This is a genomic window from Rhodococcus sp. 27YEA15 (genome assembly GCF_049739425.1).
Classification (GTDB): domain Bacteria; phylum Actinomycetota; class Actinomycetes; order Mycobacteriales; family Mycobacteriaceae; genus Rhodococcus_F.
Genome location: NZ_JBMHHW010000001.1, coordinates 4,481,662 through 4,498,003 on the forward strand (window position 1 = coordinate 4,481,662; position 16,342 = coordinate 4,498,003).

Sequence of the window (16,342 nt, forward strand, 5' to 3'; positions counted from 1 at the left end):
AGCCCCATGCTGAGCACGATGCAAGACGCCCCACTCTCCACCACGCAAATTCTGCGCCACGGAGCCTCCGTGCACAGCACCGCAGAAGTAGTGACCTGGACCGAGGCCGGTCCCCGCCGCCGCACTTACGCCGAAGTCGGCACTCGTTGCGCCCAACTCGCCCACGCCCTGCGCGGACTCGGCGTCACCGGCGACGAACGCGTCGCGACCTTCATGTGGAACAACGCAGAGCACCTCGAGGCCTACCTGGCCATCCCCTCGATGGGGGCCGTGCTGCACACACTCAACATCAGGTTGTTCCCCGAACAGTTGATCCACGTCGCCAACCACGCCGAGGACCGCGTCATCATCGTGGACCCTTCGCTGATCCCGCTACTGAACCCACAGCTTCCGTCGCTGAAGACCGTCGCGCACATCGTCGTCACCGGCACCTCCGCTGCCGGACTCGAAGTGCCCGAGGGCGTGCAGGTGCACACCTACGAGGATCTGATCGCCGGTCAACCCACGGAGTTCGATTGGCCCGAAATCGACGAACGCAGCGCTGCCGCCATGTGTTACACCTCCGGCACCACTGGTGACCCCAAAGGTGTTGTCTACTCGCACCGCTCGATCTACCTCCACTCCATGCAGGTATGCATGAGCGACGGACCCAACCTCGAGCAAGGTGACCGCGCGCTCGCTGTGGTCCCTCAGTTCCATGCCATGTCCTGGGGACTTCCCTACGCCTCGTTCATGATCGGCGCATCCCTCATCATGCCGGACCGCTTCCTCCAACCTGCTCCGCTCGCCGAAATCATCGAGAGCGAGAAGCCCACCTTCGCCGCAGCGGTACCCACCATCTGGCAGGGACTGCACCTGCATCTCGAGCAGAAGCCTCAGGACATCTCCTTCATCCGTGAGGTCCTGATCGGCGGCTCGGCCGTTCCGCCCGCGCTCATGCATGCCTTCGAAGACGACCACGGCGTGTCAGTTCTGCACGCCTGGGGCATGACCGAGACATCGCCCCTCGGCTCCGTGGCTCGCCCACCCGCCGGAGTCACCGGTGAAGAGAAGTGGAAGTACCGCTACTCGCAGGGCCGCTTCCCCGCCTCCGTCGAAGCCCGCTTGATCGACGACGACGGGAACGCCGTTGCCCACGACGGTGTCTCCGTGGGTGAACTCGAGGTTCGCGGCCCCTGGATCGCAGCCTCCTACTACGGCGTCGACGCCGAGGACAAGTTCAACGACGGCTGGCTCAAGACCGGCGATGTCGGGTCGATCACCTCCGATGGGTTCCTCTATCTCTCCGATCGCTCGAAGGACATCATCAAGTCCGGCGGGGAATGGATCTCCTCCGTCGACCTCGAAAACGCCGTCATGGGTCATCCCGATGTCGCGGAGGCTGCCGTTATCGGCATCCCGGACGAAAAGTGGGACGAACGACCACTCGTCGCAGTCGTTCTACGCGCCGATGCGAAAGCCACTCTGGCCGATCTCCAGCAGTATCTCTCGGACAAGGTTGCGAAGTGGCAACTCCCCGAGAACTGGGTGGTGGTGCAAGAGGTTCCCAAGACCAGTGTCGGCAAGTTCGACAAGAAGCGTCTGCGCTCGGACTTCCAGGACGGTGGACTCGACGTCACTCGTCTCTGATCGGATTCGAACTCCGAAGGAGAGATGCCGGTTTCAGATCTGGCATCTCTCCTCGTCGAGTGGTGTAGCCGACGGTGTGCAGTGCAATGTCCACGTACCGCTGCGCGACCTCGCTGTGTGTCAACGGGCCGTCGGGGTGGAACCAACGAGGCACCGATTGGCACATACCCAGAAGTGCCCGCACAGATTCCCCGGTGTCCGTGACCGAGAATTCACCGGACGCAATTCCGCCTGTCACCACCTCGCGCATCAACACCTCGAGTCGCTTCCGACTCGCCGCGTATCTGCTGCGACTTTCGGGAGAGACGTGCCTGATCTCGGTGTCTAGTGCCGCATGGCGTGCGCGGTGAGTCATGTAGAGGACAATCGCCTCGACCAGAAATGAGAATCGAGCCACCGGATCGTCGCCGGCATCTTTCACCGCGGCTTCGGTTCTCGTGTTCAACTCTCGCATCGAGACCTCGAACAACTCCACGAGTAACGCTTCTTTACTCGCATGGTGATAGTAGAGCGCCGGAACCGTCACCCCCACGTGGTTGGCGATCTGCCGCACCGTCGTACCGTGATAACCGTTCGCGTCGAACAACTCCAGCGAATGTCGAAGGATATCGCTCATCGGCAGCGGTGGGAACGACCGCCAGTCCAGCGCTGCCGACTCCGCACTCATCCGTTGCCTCAGCGCGGAGCCATGCGAATGGCACCGTCGAGCCGGATCGTCTCGCCGTTGAGCATGGGATTGGCGACGATGTGCGCGACCAGAGCTCCGTACTCGCTGGGATCTCCGAGACGGGCGGGGTGGGGCACTTGCGCACCGAGTGAAGCCTGTGCGGCGTCGGGCAAGCTACCCAGGAGCGGGGTCTTGAACAGACCTGGCGCAATGGTGTTGACCCGGATCAGGAGCGACGCCAGATCGCGGGCGACGGGCAGCGTCATTCCCACGACACCACCCTTGGATGCGGAGTACGCCGCCTGCCCGATCTGGCCGTCGTAGGCGGCAACAGAAGCGGTGTTGACGATGACGCCACGTTCGCCGTCAACCGGTTCCGTTTTCGAAATGCGCTCCGCTGCAAGACGGATCACATTGAAGGTGCCGATCAGGTTCACCGACACGATCTTGGTGAACGCATCCAACGGGAACGCACCCTTCTTCCCGACGGTCTTGATCGCGTTGCCGATCCCGGCGCAGTTCACCGCAACTCGTAGCGGGCCCAGGGTTTCGGCGAGATCGAGCGCGGCGACCACTGCGCCCTCGTCGGTCACGTCCGCAGCAGCGAATCGGGCACGATCCCCGAGCTCCGCCGCAACTGCTTCACCGTTCGACGACGGCAGATCGATGATCACGACTCGGGCACCTTCGGCAAGAAGAGCTTTCGCGGTGGCCAAACCCAGGCCGGAGGCTCCGCCGGTGACGACGGCTACGTTGTCATTGATTATCACGGGTAGTCCTTTCGAAGGATTGTGTCTGTCAAATGCGTTCGATGATGGTGGCGTTGGCCATGCCTGCGCCCTCGCACATCGTTTGCAGGCCGTAACGCCCGCCGGTGGCCTCGAGCTGGTTGACCAGCGTGGTCAGCAGACGAGTACCGGAGGATCCGAGGGCGTGCCCGAGGGAGATCGCACCGCCGCGTGGGTTGAGCTTCTCCGGATCGGCACCGAACTCGTGAGCCCACGCCAGCGGTACCGGTGCGAATGCTTCGTTGACTTCGTAGGCGTCGATGTCGTCGATACTCAGCCCAGCGCGAGCGAGCACCTTGTGAGTAGCCGGAATCGGCGCGGTGAGCATGAAGATCGGGTCGTCGCCGGCGACGGAGAACGAATGGAATCGTGCCCGCGGAGTCAGACCGAGCTTGGCCGCCATCTCTTCGCTCATGATCAGCGCTGCCGAAGCTCCGTCTGTCAGCGGCGACGAGTTACCGGGGGTGATCGCCCACTGTGCCTCGGGGAATCGCTGTGCGTACTTCTCGGTGTAGAACGAGGCTTTCAGACCGGCCAGGCCGGCAGCGGTGGTCGAGGCGCGGACTGTTTCGTCGACGACGTGCGAGACGACCTCACCTGCCGCATTGGTTGTCGAGATCGGCACGATCTCCTTGTCGAAGAGCCCCTGCGCTGCTGCGGCAGCTGCGCGCTGATGGGACTGCGCCGCGTACGCGTCGAGGGCATCGCGATCGAATTTCCATTTTGCAGCGATCAGTTCCGCGGAGATACCCTGGTTGACCAAACCGTCGGGGTAACGCGCGGCGATTCCCGGTCCGCCGGTGTCCTGGCCGAGCGTGGTGGTTCCCATGGGTACACGGCTCATGGATTCGACGCCTGCCGCTATGACGATGTCGTAGGCGCCGGCAATGACTCCCTGTGCCGCAAAATGCGCCGCCTGCTGACTTGATCCACATTGGCGGTCGATGGTGGTGGCGGGGACGGACTCTGGGAATCCGGCCGAGAGGACGGCGCTGCGAGTGATGTTCAGGGCCTGTTCGCCGCCCTGGCCGACACAGCCGCCGATCACGTCGTCGACCAGTGCGGGATCGAGGTTGTTACGTGAGGTGATCGAACGCAGGACATGCGCCATCAGCTCCACCGGATGTGTGCCCGACAATGCGCCGCCGGGCTTACCTTTTCCGGATGCGATCCGCACTACGTCGACGATCACTGCTCTGGTCATCTTGATTCCCTTCGAGGACGCGCAAAGTTGGGACGGTCCGGCGGTCGAGAGGTTCACACCGGTCGCCGGACCGCGCTCGTGGACCAAGTCAATCTGCTGACTTAGCGCTCGTTAAAGAGTTATCACGAAGGCGTCCACCCGTCAACGGAGGGCAACCCCGAAAACCGACCTCGAAAAAATCTCGGGAGGTTTCTCAACCGATCAGATCCGCCTTTTGTGGATCGCACGCCTCGGCTGAACGAAAAGAAAACGCGCTGATCAGGAGGTTTTACGCACCGAACACAGACTACCGGTGAGTAACTTGCCGGCCGGCCGGCCGGCATGCCGACGGCCGAGTTCCACCGGGCGAATCAGCCACTAGCTTTTTCTGATACCTACAGTTACATTAAAAGGAGCCTGAGTGCCGCCGATCACATCGTCGAGCACTCGATCCATGAGTTGCACGACGAAAACTCACGAGAAACGACACAAGCAGGGAGAGGTCATGACGCTGACAACTCAATTCGACAAAGCCGCAGAAGAATCCGAAGACTCGTACAACGAGACCCTTCGCCTGCTGTCCGAGGGATCGGTGAACAAGCACTTCGACCCGTACCTCGACATCGACTGGGACTCCCCGGAGTTCGCCGTCACCCCGAACGATCGCCGCTGGATTCTTCCAGCGGAGACCGACCCGCTCGGCGCGCACCCTTGGTACCGGGCCCAGACCGAAGCCAAGCAGATCGAAATCGGGATGTGGCGTCAGGCCAACGTCGCGAAGGTCGGCCTGCAGTTCGAGAACATCTTGATCCGCGGAATGATGCAGTACGTCTTCTCGCTGCCCAACCAGTCCGCCGAGGCACGCTATTGCACCCACGAATCGGTCGAAGAGTGCAACCACACGATGATGTTCCAGGAGATGGTCAACCGCATCGGTGCGGACGCTCCCGGTATGAGCCGCCCCATGCGAATGCTGGCTCCGTTCATCCCTTTGGCGGCCGGGCCGTTCCCCGAACTCTTCTTCGTCGGTGTGCTCGCCGGGGAAGAACCCATCGATCACATCCAGAAGAGCATCCTTCGCGCCGGCGGCGACGTCCATCCGATCATGCAGCGCGTGATGGCTATACATGTCGCGGAGGAAGCACGCCACATCTCGTTCGCCCACAAGCTCCTCAGCCGCCGTATCCCTCAGATGGGGCGCTCGCGGCGCTTCGTACTTTCACTGCTCTTCCCCGTCACCATGCGCATCCTGTGCGATGCCATCGTCATTCCCCCGGCATCGTTCTGGAAGCAGTTCGACATCCCCAAGTCGGTAAAGAACGACCTGTTCTGGGACCTTCCGGAATCGCGTCAGACCTTGCGTAACTACTTCGGCGATGTTCGGATGCTCGCCACCGAGACCGGTCTGATGAACCGTGCTTCGCGTCTGGTGTGGAAGGCCTGCAAGATGGACGGCCGCGCTTCCCGTTTCCGCAGCGAACCCCACCGCGCCGCCGCCTGACCTCGACGATCGGACTGACGAAGAGATGCCTCACGTAGTCACGCAGTCCTGCTGCAGCGACGCCTCGTGCGTCTACGCCTGCCCGGTCAACTGCATCCATCCGACGCCGGACGAACCCGACTTCCTCACCGCCGAGATGCTGCACATCGATCCACAGGCCTGCGTCGATTGCGGGGCCTGCGTGTCGGCGTGCCCGGTGGACGCCATTGTTCCGGAGTCGAAACTTGCTGAACCGCAGCGGGTGTTCCTGTCCATCAATGCGGACTTCTACAAAATGGATCGACCCCGGCCGATCCTCGCCAAAGTCATACCGGCAGCCGCTGTCGACCAGAACCGGCCACCGCTTCGGGTCGCGATAGTCGGGTCGGGGCCGTCCGCGATGTACGCCGCCGACGAATTGCTGACCCAGCCCGGTGTGCAGGTCAACGTCTTCGATCGGCTCCCCGTTCCGTACGGTCTGGTGCGTGCAGGGGTGGCGCCGGATCATCAGAAGACCAAACAGGTCACCACACTCTTCGACAAGATCGCCGACCAGAAAGGCTTCCAGTTCTATCTGAATGTGGAAGTCGGTAGGCACGTCTCCCACGACGAACTGCTCGAAAATCACCATGCGGTGCTCTATGCGGTGGGTGCATCGGCAGATCGTGAACTGGGCATCCCCGGTGCGGACCTTCCCGGCACGGCGTCGGCAACGGACTTCGTGGCCTGGTACAACGGTCACCCCGACCACGTGGACGACGTCTTCGACCTCTCGCATCGTCGAGCCGTCATCATCGGCAACGGCAACGTCGCCCTCGACGTCGCCCGCATTCTCACCGCTGATCCCGAGGAGTTGGCGAGCACCGACATTTCCGCGCACGCCCTCGACGCACTACGCAACAGTCGTGTGGAAGAAGTTGTCATCGTCGGTCGACGTGGCATCGCACAGTCCGCGTTCACCGTCCCCGAGTTCACCGGCTTGATGGCTCTACCGAACATCGCTTTGTCGGTCGGGCCCGACGACATGGTGCTCGACCCGGGCACCGAGAAGCTGGCGGAACAAGGTTTACTCCCGCACTCCGCCGAGCAGAAGCTCCGCTTGCTCGAGGCACTGAAGAACCGCGATCATGTCGACGTCGGAAACAAGCGCATCACCTTGCGGTATCTACTCACTCCGACGGCAGTCACCGGAGACGGGCACGTCGACGGCGTGAGGTTCACCCGCAACACGCTCGTCGACGACGGCGGTGACGTACGGATCGAGCCGACCGCCGACACCGAGACCATCGACACCGGCCTGGTGCTCACATCCATCGGATATCGCGGCATTCCCGTGGCCGGAGTTCCGTTCGACGAGCACGCCTCCGTCATCCCGAACGAGCGCGGGCGAGTCCTGCAGTCACCGAACGGCGATACGGCTGCAGGCGTCTACGTGACAGGTTGGATCAAGCGCGGGCCGAGCGGTTTCATCGGTACCAACAAATCGTGCGCCCAAGAGACTGTCACCGGGTTGGTCGACGATTTCAATCACGGTCGACTACGCAACCCGGTAGCCGAGACCGAATCGGTGGATCGCCTGATCAGGGCCCGTCAACCGGCAGTCGTCGACCGTGCCGGATGGCACGCGCTGGATCGGGCCGAACTGACGCGAGGCGCTGCGCACGGGCGGGTGCGCGAGAAGATTCTCGATCAGTCCGAGGTGGCGGCGATAATCGATTCGGTATCGACCGTTTCAACGACTCGCCGATTCCGCCGCCGGCTCCGTAACGGTTGAGCGAACGTCCCACCCGCGCATGCCACACGGCGCGACATCGGTGGAAGTCGCTCCGATCGAATAGCAGATCGGGAGCGAATCTCACCTCTACTCCCAGCGTAAACCCGACTTCCCGAACCCGACCACTGCCGAATCCGAGGTCCAGTCGAGACTGTGGACACGGACCTTTCCGGATTCGTTTCCACCGACGGTCACCGCCGTGTCCCCGTCCACCGACACGATGAAATTGGTGTGCTGCCCGATCCATCTGGTGCTGTCGTAGATCACGACGTCACCGACCTCCGGCGTGTAACTGCCGTCGTTCTCGGCGTATGCGTCTATGCCCTGGTAATACTCCTGGAGCGTGTAAACACCAGGGATACGCCAACTTCCCGAATTCAGATTCGACAACGGCCTTCCGGATTCCTTCATGATCCAACTGACGAAATCGGCGCACCACTGCTCGTCGACACCCTCCGAGTAGTAAGTTCCGGGCCGACCCGCCTCGTGTTCGACAGCAAGCAGTTTCAGTATCCGGACTTGTTGCGACGAAAGTGCACTGCTCTCGATCGGCGGGAAGTCGGCGGTATCCCACGGCAGATACCGCGACGGCGCCACCCAGACGAGTGCGGCACCGATAGCGACGACCACGGCGAGAACGCCGCTCAGAACGAGAAGCATTCGCAGTCGGCGGTTCGGTTCGGCAGAAGTCACCTTTCCGAGTGTGCCGGCCCGAACGCGCTCACCGTGTCCCCTCGGCGAACGCGAAACACCCGACCCTCGAGAACGGGTACCGATTCACTTGTGCCCAATTCCGATGCGACTGCCACATCGTCCGGATAGCCCATCGCCGTCAATTCTCGACCGGACGAGCATTCGCGCAACCGTTCGCCGACGTCATCGGACACCGCCGACCACGCGTCGGCCGCCATCCGCGCCTCCGGCGACACCTCACCGGCCCAGCCTGCCCCGAGTAAACCGGCGACGACAGCGCCGGCACCCCACAGGTCTTCCACCGCCGGACGCAATTCTCCGCCGGGCCACTTCTCCCCCGATGCGAGCACCGCGACGGTGCACCGTGAACCGTGTTCGCGGACAATCCACTCGGCAGCCGAGCGCGAATTGCGCAGCGACGCCCCGACACAGATCGGTGCCATCGAGGACAGCAGGAACGAGATCGTGGATCCGTTGGGCGAGGGCAACACCAGCCGTCCGGGGTTGGAGGCTCGGCGAATTGTTCCCGGAGACAAACTGATCTGCCCCGCGGCCGCTACGGATCGTCGCACCGCGAGGGCGGCACCGGATTCGCGGGCGTATGCAACGGCCGTTTCGTCGTACCTCTCGTACGGGAGTACGTCGATTCCCTCGTCGGCGGCAACTGTCAGGGTTGTGGTGAAGGAAAGGACGTCGACGACGACCGCGACATCGCTGTCCGGGGCGACCGCCCTGGCCCCACTCACACCCCAGTCGAATCGCAGACCGTACGCGCGCTGCTGATGTTGAGGGTTCACTGCGCGCTCACCGCTACGTCAGTAACTTCTCGAGACCTGTGGGGGCTACGTTGCGCGCCTGCGCCGACAATCGACATCATCGTGTAAGCCAACCAGATCTGCCCACGCAGTCGAACAGAACACCCGATCTCACCGACACGGACCGGCGCTGCCTTCGTCCACGGTCAACCGTCGAAGACAGCCTCGGCCTTCGCTCGGCAGCGCCGGTGATGAATGGTACTTTTCCGTCGAGCTTTCCGTGAGCGAAATACCGTGTTCGAGTCAGTGACAACACTACGAGCGCACAGTGTTTCGGCCTAAGAATCCAGACTCGAAGACGATCGCGGCAAGATGACCGGAATCGAGGGCCTGAGCACAAATCTATGCAACACCGAGTGCGACAGTTGGCGAATTGATTGAATTGTCTACATATTCGAACAGCCGCCGAACCAGGACGACCGTGGGGAGCCGAAACAACTGCCATCGGGGGGCTCGAGTCCTCACCACCGGGTCAGCCCTCGACAACGAGAGCACTCACCGCGTCGGCGAAGGAATCGTTGAATCCCCCGCCGCCATGACCGGCGTCCTCCAGCACCACGAGCTTGCTCCCCGGCCATGCTCTGGAGATCTCCCACGCCGTGTCGAGCGGACCGGAAACGTCGTAGCGACCGTGAATCAAGATCGCCGGCACTCCGGCCAGCACCGGCATGGCGTCGAGAATCTGGTTGGGGGCGAGAAAGCAGTCGTTACTCCAGTAATGCGTCACCAACCGGGTGAGCACTCGCCGGAACGTCTCGTTTTCGTAGCGGGCGGTGGGGCTGAAGCCGGGCATCAACGACACGTGCACGTCTTCCCACCTGCACCACGCCACTGCTGCTTGGTCACGGATCGCGGGATCAGGATCGGCCAGCAGTTTCGCGTAGGCGGTCGCGATGTCACCGTCACGGTCGGCCGCCGGAACGGGAGCGACGAATTCTTCCCACTCCCGAGGGAACACCCGACGCATCGACCGAGTGATCCAGTCGATCTCCTTGCGTGTCCCGCTGGTGATCGCACCCAATGCCATCGCCGTCACCCGCCCGGGAAACTGCTGTGCGTACACCAGAGCCAGGCTGACACCCCATGAAATACCGGTGACTATCCACTGCTCGATGCCGAGGTGTTCGCGCAGCGCCTCGATATCGGCGACGAGATGCGCAGTCGTATTCACGGTGAGGTCGATATCGGGGTTGTCGGCGAGCGGTCGACTACGCCCGGTCCCTCTCTGATCGAACAGGACGGCACGGCACCGTTCCGGATCGAAGAAACGTCTGGCTCCGATCGTGCAACCGGACCCTGGACCACCATGCAGATACAGCACCGGGACGCCGGACGCCGCTCCGACGCTTTCCCAGTACACGCTCTGGCTGTCTCCGACGTCCAGCAGTCCGGACTCGTACGGCTCCACTGACGGAAACAGTCCATCACTCATGTACCGGATTCTTCCACCGATCTACGCTTCGGTATGCCACGAACACACCATGTGGCCTAGCGTGTGACTACACAGCAGCGTGTTGACCACACGGCGACGACAGGAGACTCGCGGATGCGCGACGGGTTCCGCCTACCGGGGTACGGCGGCGCCGCCGTTTTCCTTCGCAGTCACGCAGTTCCAGCCGGCTCGCTCGCGGAAGCAGCGGATCGTCAGACGCAGGCGCCCACGCTGGTGTTCGACGTCGGGCTCCTCAGCCCGGACCACTTCGCGCAGTATCTCAGTCGCCTCGCCGGTGAAGATTTCGTCGAACGACTCGCCGCGTTCTTCTTCCGCGCTGCGGCGGATTTTCATCCCGAACAGACTCTGCCGACGTTTTCGGACGAACGCCTCGGCTTGACGATCTCCGTACGCTCGAGCACTGACCGCACGGTCGAGCTCGAATTCTCCCTCGCCGAGGACGCCGACACCGAAGGCGTGGAACGGGACGATCTGAATTTCGAGACGAGTCGCGTCGTCCTGGCCACCTCCGCTCAGACCGTGTCTCGCCTGACCGGCGATGTGGCCACTCATTTCGACCAGGAGCTGTGACTGTGGGACATCTCTTCGACGTTCTCGACTTTCCGGACGGCAGTCGCATGACCGACCTGTGGAACAACACGTGGGCAGACGCACCCGCAGGCGAGGAGATCGCCTCCGGCCACTTCATACACCTCGGCGACGATCAGCACGTGGACGTCGAGACGGATTTCCTCGGCAGCCACCTACCGTTCCAGATCGCCGGCCTGGGCGGTGTCTTTCCCGACGGCAATCCCTGGATGTTCATCATGCAGAAGGCGCCGGCGGATCTGGCGGTGCGTCTGCGCGGCGAGAACGATCCGCACTCGATGCTTCGAAGCTCGCTCGATCGCGCTTTGTCGTTCAATGCGGATGCGCTGGTCGCTGAGGAATTGTCTTGGCGGCAAGCCGATCTGGTCGTCATCTACGAGGACGAGGGTATCCCGGCCGAATCCGTGGAGTACTGGCCGGTCGCCGATCTACTACGCGGGCTACTGGCCCAGTGCGCCGGGGCTGAACTCTCCGATATCGTCACCGGATATCCCGAGTGCGCGTATCCCGACACAGCGCACGAATGCGAGTTGGACGTATTCACCGACGTGTTCGCGAATTGGGTGCGCAGACCACGGTGACGCGAATTCACCACTCGGCCATCAACTCGACAGATTGCGTCCGCCGGACGGAAACTCACCTGAGCGATGGTGACCCCGGTCCTTTCCGTCGGCAATCACCCATTCCAGGAGTCATCGTTCAATGTCCACCGTGCGCGGTTTCGCCGTCTCGACCCTGACCTCGATAGTCCTGCTCGGCGCGACGGCACTGGCCGGTAGCTCCGGCATCGCCGGTGCCGCACCGACCTCGTGCAACGCCCCTTCCACCGGCTCCTGGTCCGGGTCCGCCGCTCCTGCCGCCTCGCCTTATCTGTGTGCCGAACCCGGCGATCTCGTCGACGTACGGATCGGCGATGTCCACGCCACCCAACCCTCCCTCGGGTACGACGAGGTGTACTACAAGCTCGGCCGTTACACCCTCGGAAAAGATGCGATCAACAAGAAATTCGACGACTGGTGCGAGGCGAACGGCCAAGGCGCGGCAGCTACCGCGACCGATACCTCGACGTTGCGAGATCCGGCATCGTTCACCTGCACGATTGCGCTGGGTCGGGAAACCACCGAGAGCATCGCGGCCATGAAGACCGTGGTGATAGGTCCGCGTGGCGACCTGTACCTCACGGACGGGCATCACACGCTCACCTCCTTCTACGAGACACCGGACGGTGGCGCAGATCTGCACGTTCGGCTTCGCGTGTCGGGCAATCTCAGCGGACTGAGCAGTACGGCATTCTGGGCCGAGATGGACAAGAACAAGTGGGTCTGGACCAAGGACGTCGACGGCAAAACGGTTCCGTTCCAGTCACTGCCCACAGGCGTCGGCCTGAAGAACTTCGCCGACGACAAGTACCGCAGCCTTCTGTACTTCGGCCGGGACATCGGCTACTCGGCCGGTTCCATTCCGTTCCAGGAATTCTATTGGGGCGCTTGGGTTCGCGACAATCCTTCCGTCGATATGAATACTTGGAACAGCAACGAACTCGGTAGTTATCTGGACACGGTCAAGTCACTGACCAAGGCGCAGACGGCACTGCCCGGATCGACGGTCGTGGACAGCGGATTCACCGCCACCGACCTCGGTGTCCTCGCGGCCTGGAACGACGGCAAGTCCGAGACCAAGGGGGAGTTCGCCAAACTCTCCAAGCCGTACACGGATGAGAAGCCGGGCAAACTCGCGTACGCCCTGGCCTACAAGGCAACTCTCTGACGCTGCAGAAACCCGCTACACGAGAAGGGCCCGGATCGCCGTCGACGATCCGGGCCCTTCTGATGTTCGCGCTGCTTCACCCGGCGTGTACTGCTCCGAGTTCGATGAACAGCACTCCCGCGATGATCAACGCTATGCCCAGACCCATTCGAGGAGTCAGCGGCTCCCGGAACACGATTCGGCCCAGGATCGCGGTCAAGGCCACCCCGCATGCCACCCAGATCCCGTAGACGACACCTACCGGCATGCCCCGGCCGAGCACCATCGCAATCAAACTGAACGCGATGACGTAACTGATCACAGTAGGAACCAGCCACCACCGTTTCGCCATTCCGTCGGACATCTTCAAGCACAGTGTGCCCGTCACTTCCACCACTATCGCCACGATGAGCAACAGCCACGTCACAACGAAACATCCTGCGCAGCAACGTCATCGGAGCTCAATACCGGATCACGGGAATCTGAGCCCATCTCGACGAGCAATACCCCGGCAATCACGAGGGCGATGCCGACCCCCATCAGCAGGGTCAGTGCATCCCCGAAGAGCACCGCCGCCAGAATCGCGGTGAGGGTGATTCCACACGCCCCCCAGATGCCGTAGGCGACGCCGACGGCCATGCGCTTGAGCGTCCCGGCGAGGAACGCGAACGACGCAAGGTAGCCCGTGACCACCAGCACATACCACCCGGGATGGTCCGTTGCTGCGCGCAGGGACAACGTCGCCGCGACTTCACTCACTATCGCGCCGCTCAGCAGCCACAGTCTCATTCGAACAAGGTACATCGAACCCCTGATCGAGCATGTCGCTATCCACCGTGAAAATGGTCAAGAACGAGTAAATGCGCAAATTTAGGACGCCCTGGATTGACTTTGCGTAATTATCTACGCATGCTGTTACGCAACCGCATGTGAGCTGCCTTACACGTGAAGCTCGCGACGAAGAACAGGAAGTGCGATCGGTGACCATTCACATGGACGACATTCGAGCAAAATACGAACTGCCGACAAAAGACGAGATGCTTGCGTCGTTGGCCGCCGGCGAGACCTTGCCTGCAGCGTTCTACTACGCCCCCGAGATTCATCAGCTGGAGCAGGAGAAGATCTTCGCCAAGTCGTGGCAGTACGCCTGCCACGAATCCGCAGTGGCCAAGCCCGGCGACTACGCCGTCACGAAGGCCGGATCGATACCCATCATCGTCACACACGGCAAGGACGGTGAACTCCGCGGATTCGTCAACGTATGCAGGCACCGTCTGCACTCCATCGCCGAGGAGAACGGCAACAAGCCACTACTCCAATGCCCCTACCACGGTTGGACGTACGGTCTCGACGGCCAACTCAAGACCGCACCCCGCTCGCAGCGCGAACCGAACTTCGACTGCTCGACCATCTCGTTGCAACCCGTGTCGGTAGCACGATGGGACCAGTGGATTTTCGTCAACCCCGATCCCGATGCCGCTCCGCTGGAATCGGTGACCGCCGACATTCGTACCCGTACCGATGCGATGAACGTCGATCTGCGCGAGTACGAGTTCCAGGTTCGCTACGAGTACGACATGGAATGCAACTGGAAGTTGTGGGCCGAGAACGCCGTCGAGTGCTACCACTGCCCTACCCTGCACAAGTCCAGCTTCGGGATGACTTATCACACCAGCCCCGACGACTACGCGATCGATTCCAGCGAAAACACGATCTGGCATCAGGGACCGATCAAGTGGATTCCCGAAGGCGTGGATCCGTCGACGTTGGAAGGTTTCCGATTCGCCTTCACCTTCCCGTCCTCGTTCTTCGCACTCGACGACTACGTGGGATTCATCGGTAGCGTCCAACCGGTCAGCCCACAGAAGTGCTGGGCGTTCGTGGACATGTACGCCAAACCCGGCGCCGATCCCGAAGTGGTCAAGCAGTGGCTCGAAATGTGGGACCAAACCCTCATCGAGGACAAGCAGGCCACTGACATCCAGCAGATCGGTTACAACTCGGGACGTGTCCCCGCCGGCAAGCTTCTTCTCGACAGTGAAAGCCCGCTGCAGAGCTTCATGCAGACCACACTCGCTGCACTCACGTCCTGAACTCTCCCGCCCACGAAAGACTGAAGATGGCTACAATCATCGCTGACCTGCATAAATGCCAGGGATACGCCAATTGCGTCGTCGCAGATCCTGATACGTTCGATCTCGACGACGACGGCAAAGTAGTACTGGTACGAGCACACATCGCAGACGGAGACCTCGCGGTTGCGGAGGAAGCAGTTCGCTCCTGCCCGGCGACGGCGCTGACGCTCGATTCGAGTGCCTCGTGACGCACATCGCCGTGGCCGGAGCGTCACTCGCTGGTGTGCGGGTAGCGGAAGCTCTGCGCAACAAGGGTTTCGAGGGAGACATCACCCTCATCGGCGATGAGGACATGCTCCCGTACGATCGCCCGCCCCTGTCGAAAACGATACTCACCGACGCGGCCCCGACGGCGATACCCACATTTCACGAGCTCGACTGGTATCGCGACAACAACATCGAACTCCGCCTCGGCGTGCCGGCATCGAGCTTGTCACCTGAGCGACGTGAAGTCGAAACAGCAAACGGGACAGTCAGTTACGATCAGCTGGTCATCGCAACCGGCGCCAGAGCTCGTAATCCCTTTGCCGACGCACCTGTCGGTGTGCACACCCTACGGACATTCGACGACGCGCAGGCACTACGTGCGGACATCACTGCCGGGAGCCGAGTCGTCATCATCGGCGGCGGTTTCATCGGCCTCGAGGTTGCCGCCTCGGCACGGACACTCGGTGCTGATGTCACGGTAGTCGAATTGGCCCCGATACCCCTCTCCCGCAACCTCGGCGCCGACGTGGCACCGCTCATCGCTCAGACCGCAATCGATCACGGTGTCCAGTTGATCTGCGAACGCTCCGTCACCGAACTCGTCGGTTCACCGCGCATCCGGCAGATCGTTCTCGACAACGGAGAGCGCATCGACGCCGACGTCGTCGTCATCGGAGTCGGAGCAGCGCCCAACACCGAATGGTTGGCCGGGTCCGGTTTGACCATCTCCGCCGCCGGCGTCGTCTGCGACGGCTTCGGCCGTGCGGGCAGAGGGATCTGGGCTGTCGGCGACGTGAGTGCCTGGACCGATGCCGACGGTGTTCCCCGCCGGCACGAGCACTGGACATCCGCCGCCGAACAGGCGAAAGTAGTCGCACACAACATCATCGGATCCGACGAACCACGCCGCGCCATGGCCGCAGATTACGTCTGGTCGGATCAGTTCGGTCGCCGGATCAATATCGTCGGCGATACGACCCGACACGACGGTATCCGTTTCATCTCCAGCGATCGTGAAAATCTGGCGGCGCTGTATTCGTTCGAAGGCATACTCGTCGGCGCCTGTGTCATCGGCCAGGCACGCCTGATGCTGAAATGCCGCAACTGGATCGCGCAGGGCACGGCCATCTCGGAGATACCCGAATGGAACGCCGCCCGTGCCGAAGCGGCGCCGTAGCCTGAGC

The 16,342-nt window shown here is 62.2% G+C and carries 17 protein-coding genes; 9 read left to right on the forward strand and 8 right to left on the reverse strand.

Annotated features, from left to right (window positions below; translation table 11 throughout):
* The first annotated feature begins 6 nt into the window (after positions 1 to 6).
* Positions 7 to 1,629, forward strand: coding sequence for a long-chain fatty acid--CoA ligase (locus tag ABH922_RS21000; protein ID WP_424808753.1), 1,623 nt, complete (start codon positions 7 to 9; stop codon positions 1,627 to 1,629).
* On the opposite strand, the gene ABH922_RS21005 is transcribed toward ABH922_RS21000, so the two are convergent.
* From ABH922_RS21005 to ABH922_RS21015, 3 genes are read right to left on the reverse strand one after another with little or no spacing between them, the layout of a single operon-like run.
* The gene (locus ABH922_RS21005; RefSeq protein ID WP_424808754.1) at positions 1,616 to 2,296 is read right to left on the reverse strand and encodes a TetR/AcrR family transcriptional regulator; all 681 of its coding nucleotides are present in this window, start codon (positions 2,294 to 2,296) and stop codon (positions 1,616 to 1,618) included. The genes ABH922_RS21000 and ABH922_RS21005 overlap by 14 nt on opposite strands.
* Before the next feature lie 8 nt (positions 2,297 to 2,304).
* A complete protein-coding gene (locus ABH922_RS21010) occupies positions 2,305 to 3,066 on the reverse strand; it encodes a 3-hydroxyacyl-CoA dehydrogenase (RefSeq protein WP_424808755.1) in 762 nt (253 codons plus the stop codon).
* A gap of 28 nt (positions 3,067 to 3,094) precedes the next feature.
* Complete coding sequence (locus ABH922_RS21015; RefSeq protein ID WP_424808756.1) at positions 3,095 to 4,288, reverse strand: thiolase family protein; 1,194 nt, start codon at positions 4,286 to 4,288, stop codon at positions 3,095 to 3,097.
* A 484-nt stretch (positions 4,289 to 4,772) separates the two neighbouring features.
* On the opposite strand from ABH922_RS21015, the gene ABH922_RS21020 reads away from it, so the two are divergent.
* Positions 4,773 to 5,768 (forward strand): AurF N-oxygenase family protein, encoded by a 996-nt coding sequence (locus tag ABH922_RS21020; RefSeq protein ID WP_424808757.1) that lies wholly within the window; start codon positions 4,773 to 4,775, stop codon positions 5,766 to 5,768.
* 25 nt (positions 5,769 to 5,793) lie between these two features.
* The gene (locus ABH922_RS21025; RefSeq protein WP_424808758.1) at positions 5,794 to 7,521 is read left to right on the forward strand and encodes an FAD-dependent oxidoreductase; all 1,728 of its coding nucleotides are present in this window, start codon (positions 5,794 to 5,796) and stop codon (positions 7,519 to 7,521) included.
* Between the two features lie 87 nt (positions 7,522 to 7,608).
* On the opposite strand, the gene ABH922_RS21030 is transcribed toward ABH922_RS21025, so the two are convergent.
* From ABH922_RS21030 to pip, 3 genes are all read right to left on the reverse strand, one after another.
* Entirely contained in the window at positions 7,609 to 8,214 is a 606-nt protein-coding gene (locus ABH922_RS21030) for a CHAP domain-containing protein (protein ID WP_424808759.1), read from the reverse strand.
* Positions 8,211 to 9,011 (reverse strand): 2-phosphosulfolactate phosphatase, encoded by an 801-nt coding sequence (locus ABH922_RS21035; protein ID WP_424808760.1) that lies wholly within the window; start codon positions 9,009 to 9,011, stop codon positions 8,211 to 8,213. Before ABH922_RS21035 ends, ABH922_RS21030 begins: the two co-directional genes overlap by 4 nt.
* A gap of 490 nt (positions 9,012 to 9,501) precedes the next feature.
* Entirely contained in the window at positions 9,502 to 10,461 is a 960-nt protein-coding gene (gene pip / locus ABH922_RS21040; RefSeq protein WP_424808761.1) for a prolyl aminopeptidase, read from the reverse strand.
* A 114-nt stretch (positions 10,462 to 10,575) separates the two neighbouring features.
* Between pip and ABH922_RS21045 the strand changes: the two genes are divergently transcribed.
* From ABH922_RS21045 to ABH922_RS21055, 3 genes are all read left to right on the forward strand, one after another.
* On the forward strand, positions 10,576 to 11,052 hold the full coding sequence (locus ABH922_RS21045; protein ID WP_424808762.1) for a hypothetical protein: 477 nt from the start codon (positions 10,576 to 10,578) through the stop codon (positions 11,050 to 11,052).
* Positions 11,049 to 11,651 (forward strand): hypothetical protein, encoded by a 603-nt coding sequence (locus ABH922_RS21050; RefSeq protein WP_424808763.1) that lies wholly within the window; start codon positions 11,049 to 11,051, stop codon positions 11,649 to 11,651. The genes ABH922_RS21045 and ABH922_RS21050 overlap by 4 nt, the downstream gene beginning before the upstream one ends.
* A 121-nt stretch (positions 11,652 to 11,772) precedes the next feature.
* Positions 11,773 to 12,837 carry a ParB-like protein gene (locus tag ABH922_RS21055; protein WP_424808764.1) on the forward strand — a complete coding sequence of 355 codons (1,065 nt, stop codon included), beginning with the start codon at positions 11,773 to 11,775 and terminating at the stop codon, positions 12,835 to 12,837.
* A gap of 76 nt (positions 12,838 to 12,913) precedes the next feature.
* Here the strand turns inward: ABH922_RS21055 and ABH922_RS21060 are convergent, their stop codons facing one another.
* Positions 12,914 to 13,243 carry a DMT family transporter gene (locus ABH922_RS21060; protein ID WP_424808765.1) on the reverse strand — a complete coding sequence of 110 codons (330 nt, stop codon included), beginning with the start codon at positions 13,241 to 13,243 and terminating at the stop codon, positions 12,914 to 12,916.
* Positions 13,240 to 13,605 (reverse strand): DMT family transporter, encoded by a 366-nt coding sequence (locus ABH922_RS21065; RefSeq protein WP_424808766.1) that lies wholly within the window; start codon positions 13,603 to 13,605, stop codon positions 13,240 to 13,242. The genes ABH922_RS21060 and ABH922_RS21065 overlap by 4 nt, the downstream gene beginning before the upstream one ends.
* 191 nt (positions 13,606 to 13,796) lie before the next feature.
* Here ABH922_RS21065 and ABH922_RS21070 point away from each other — a divergent pair, with 191 nt between their 5' ends.
* The 3 genes from ABH922_RS21070 to ABH922_RS21080 are packed head-to-tail and all read left to right on the forward strand — an operon-like array spanning position 13,797 to position 16,335.
* Positions 13,797 to 14,909, forward strand: coding sequence for an aromatic ring-hydroxylating oxygenase subunit alpha (locus ABH922_RS21070; protein ID WP_424808767.1), 1,113 nt, complete (start codon positions 13,797 to 13,799; stop codon positions 14,907 to 14,909).
* A 26-nt stretch (positions 14,910 to 14,935) separates the two neighbouring features.
* Positions 14,936 to 15,139 (forward strand): ferredoxin, encoded by a 204-nt coding sequence (locus ABH922_RS21075; protein WP_424808768.1) that lies wholly within the window; start codon positions 14,936 to 14,938, stop codon positions 15,137 to 15,139.
* Positions 15,136 to 16,335, forward strand: coding sequence for an NAD(P)/FAD-dependent oxidoreductase (locus ABH922_RS21080; protein ID WP_424808769.1), 1,200 nt, complete (start codon positions 15,136 to 15,138; stop codon positions 16,333 to 16,335). Before ABH922_RS21075 ends, ABH922_RS21080 begins: the two co-directional genes overlap by 4 nt.
* Positions 16,336 to 16,342: the final 7 nt, after the last annotated feature.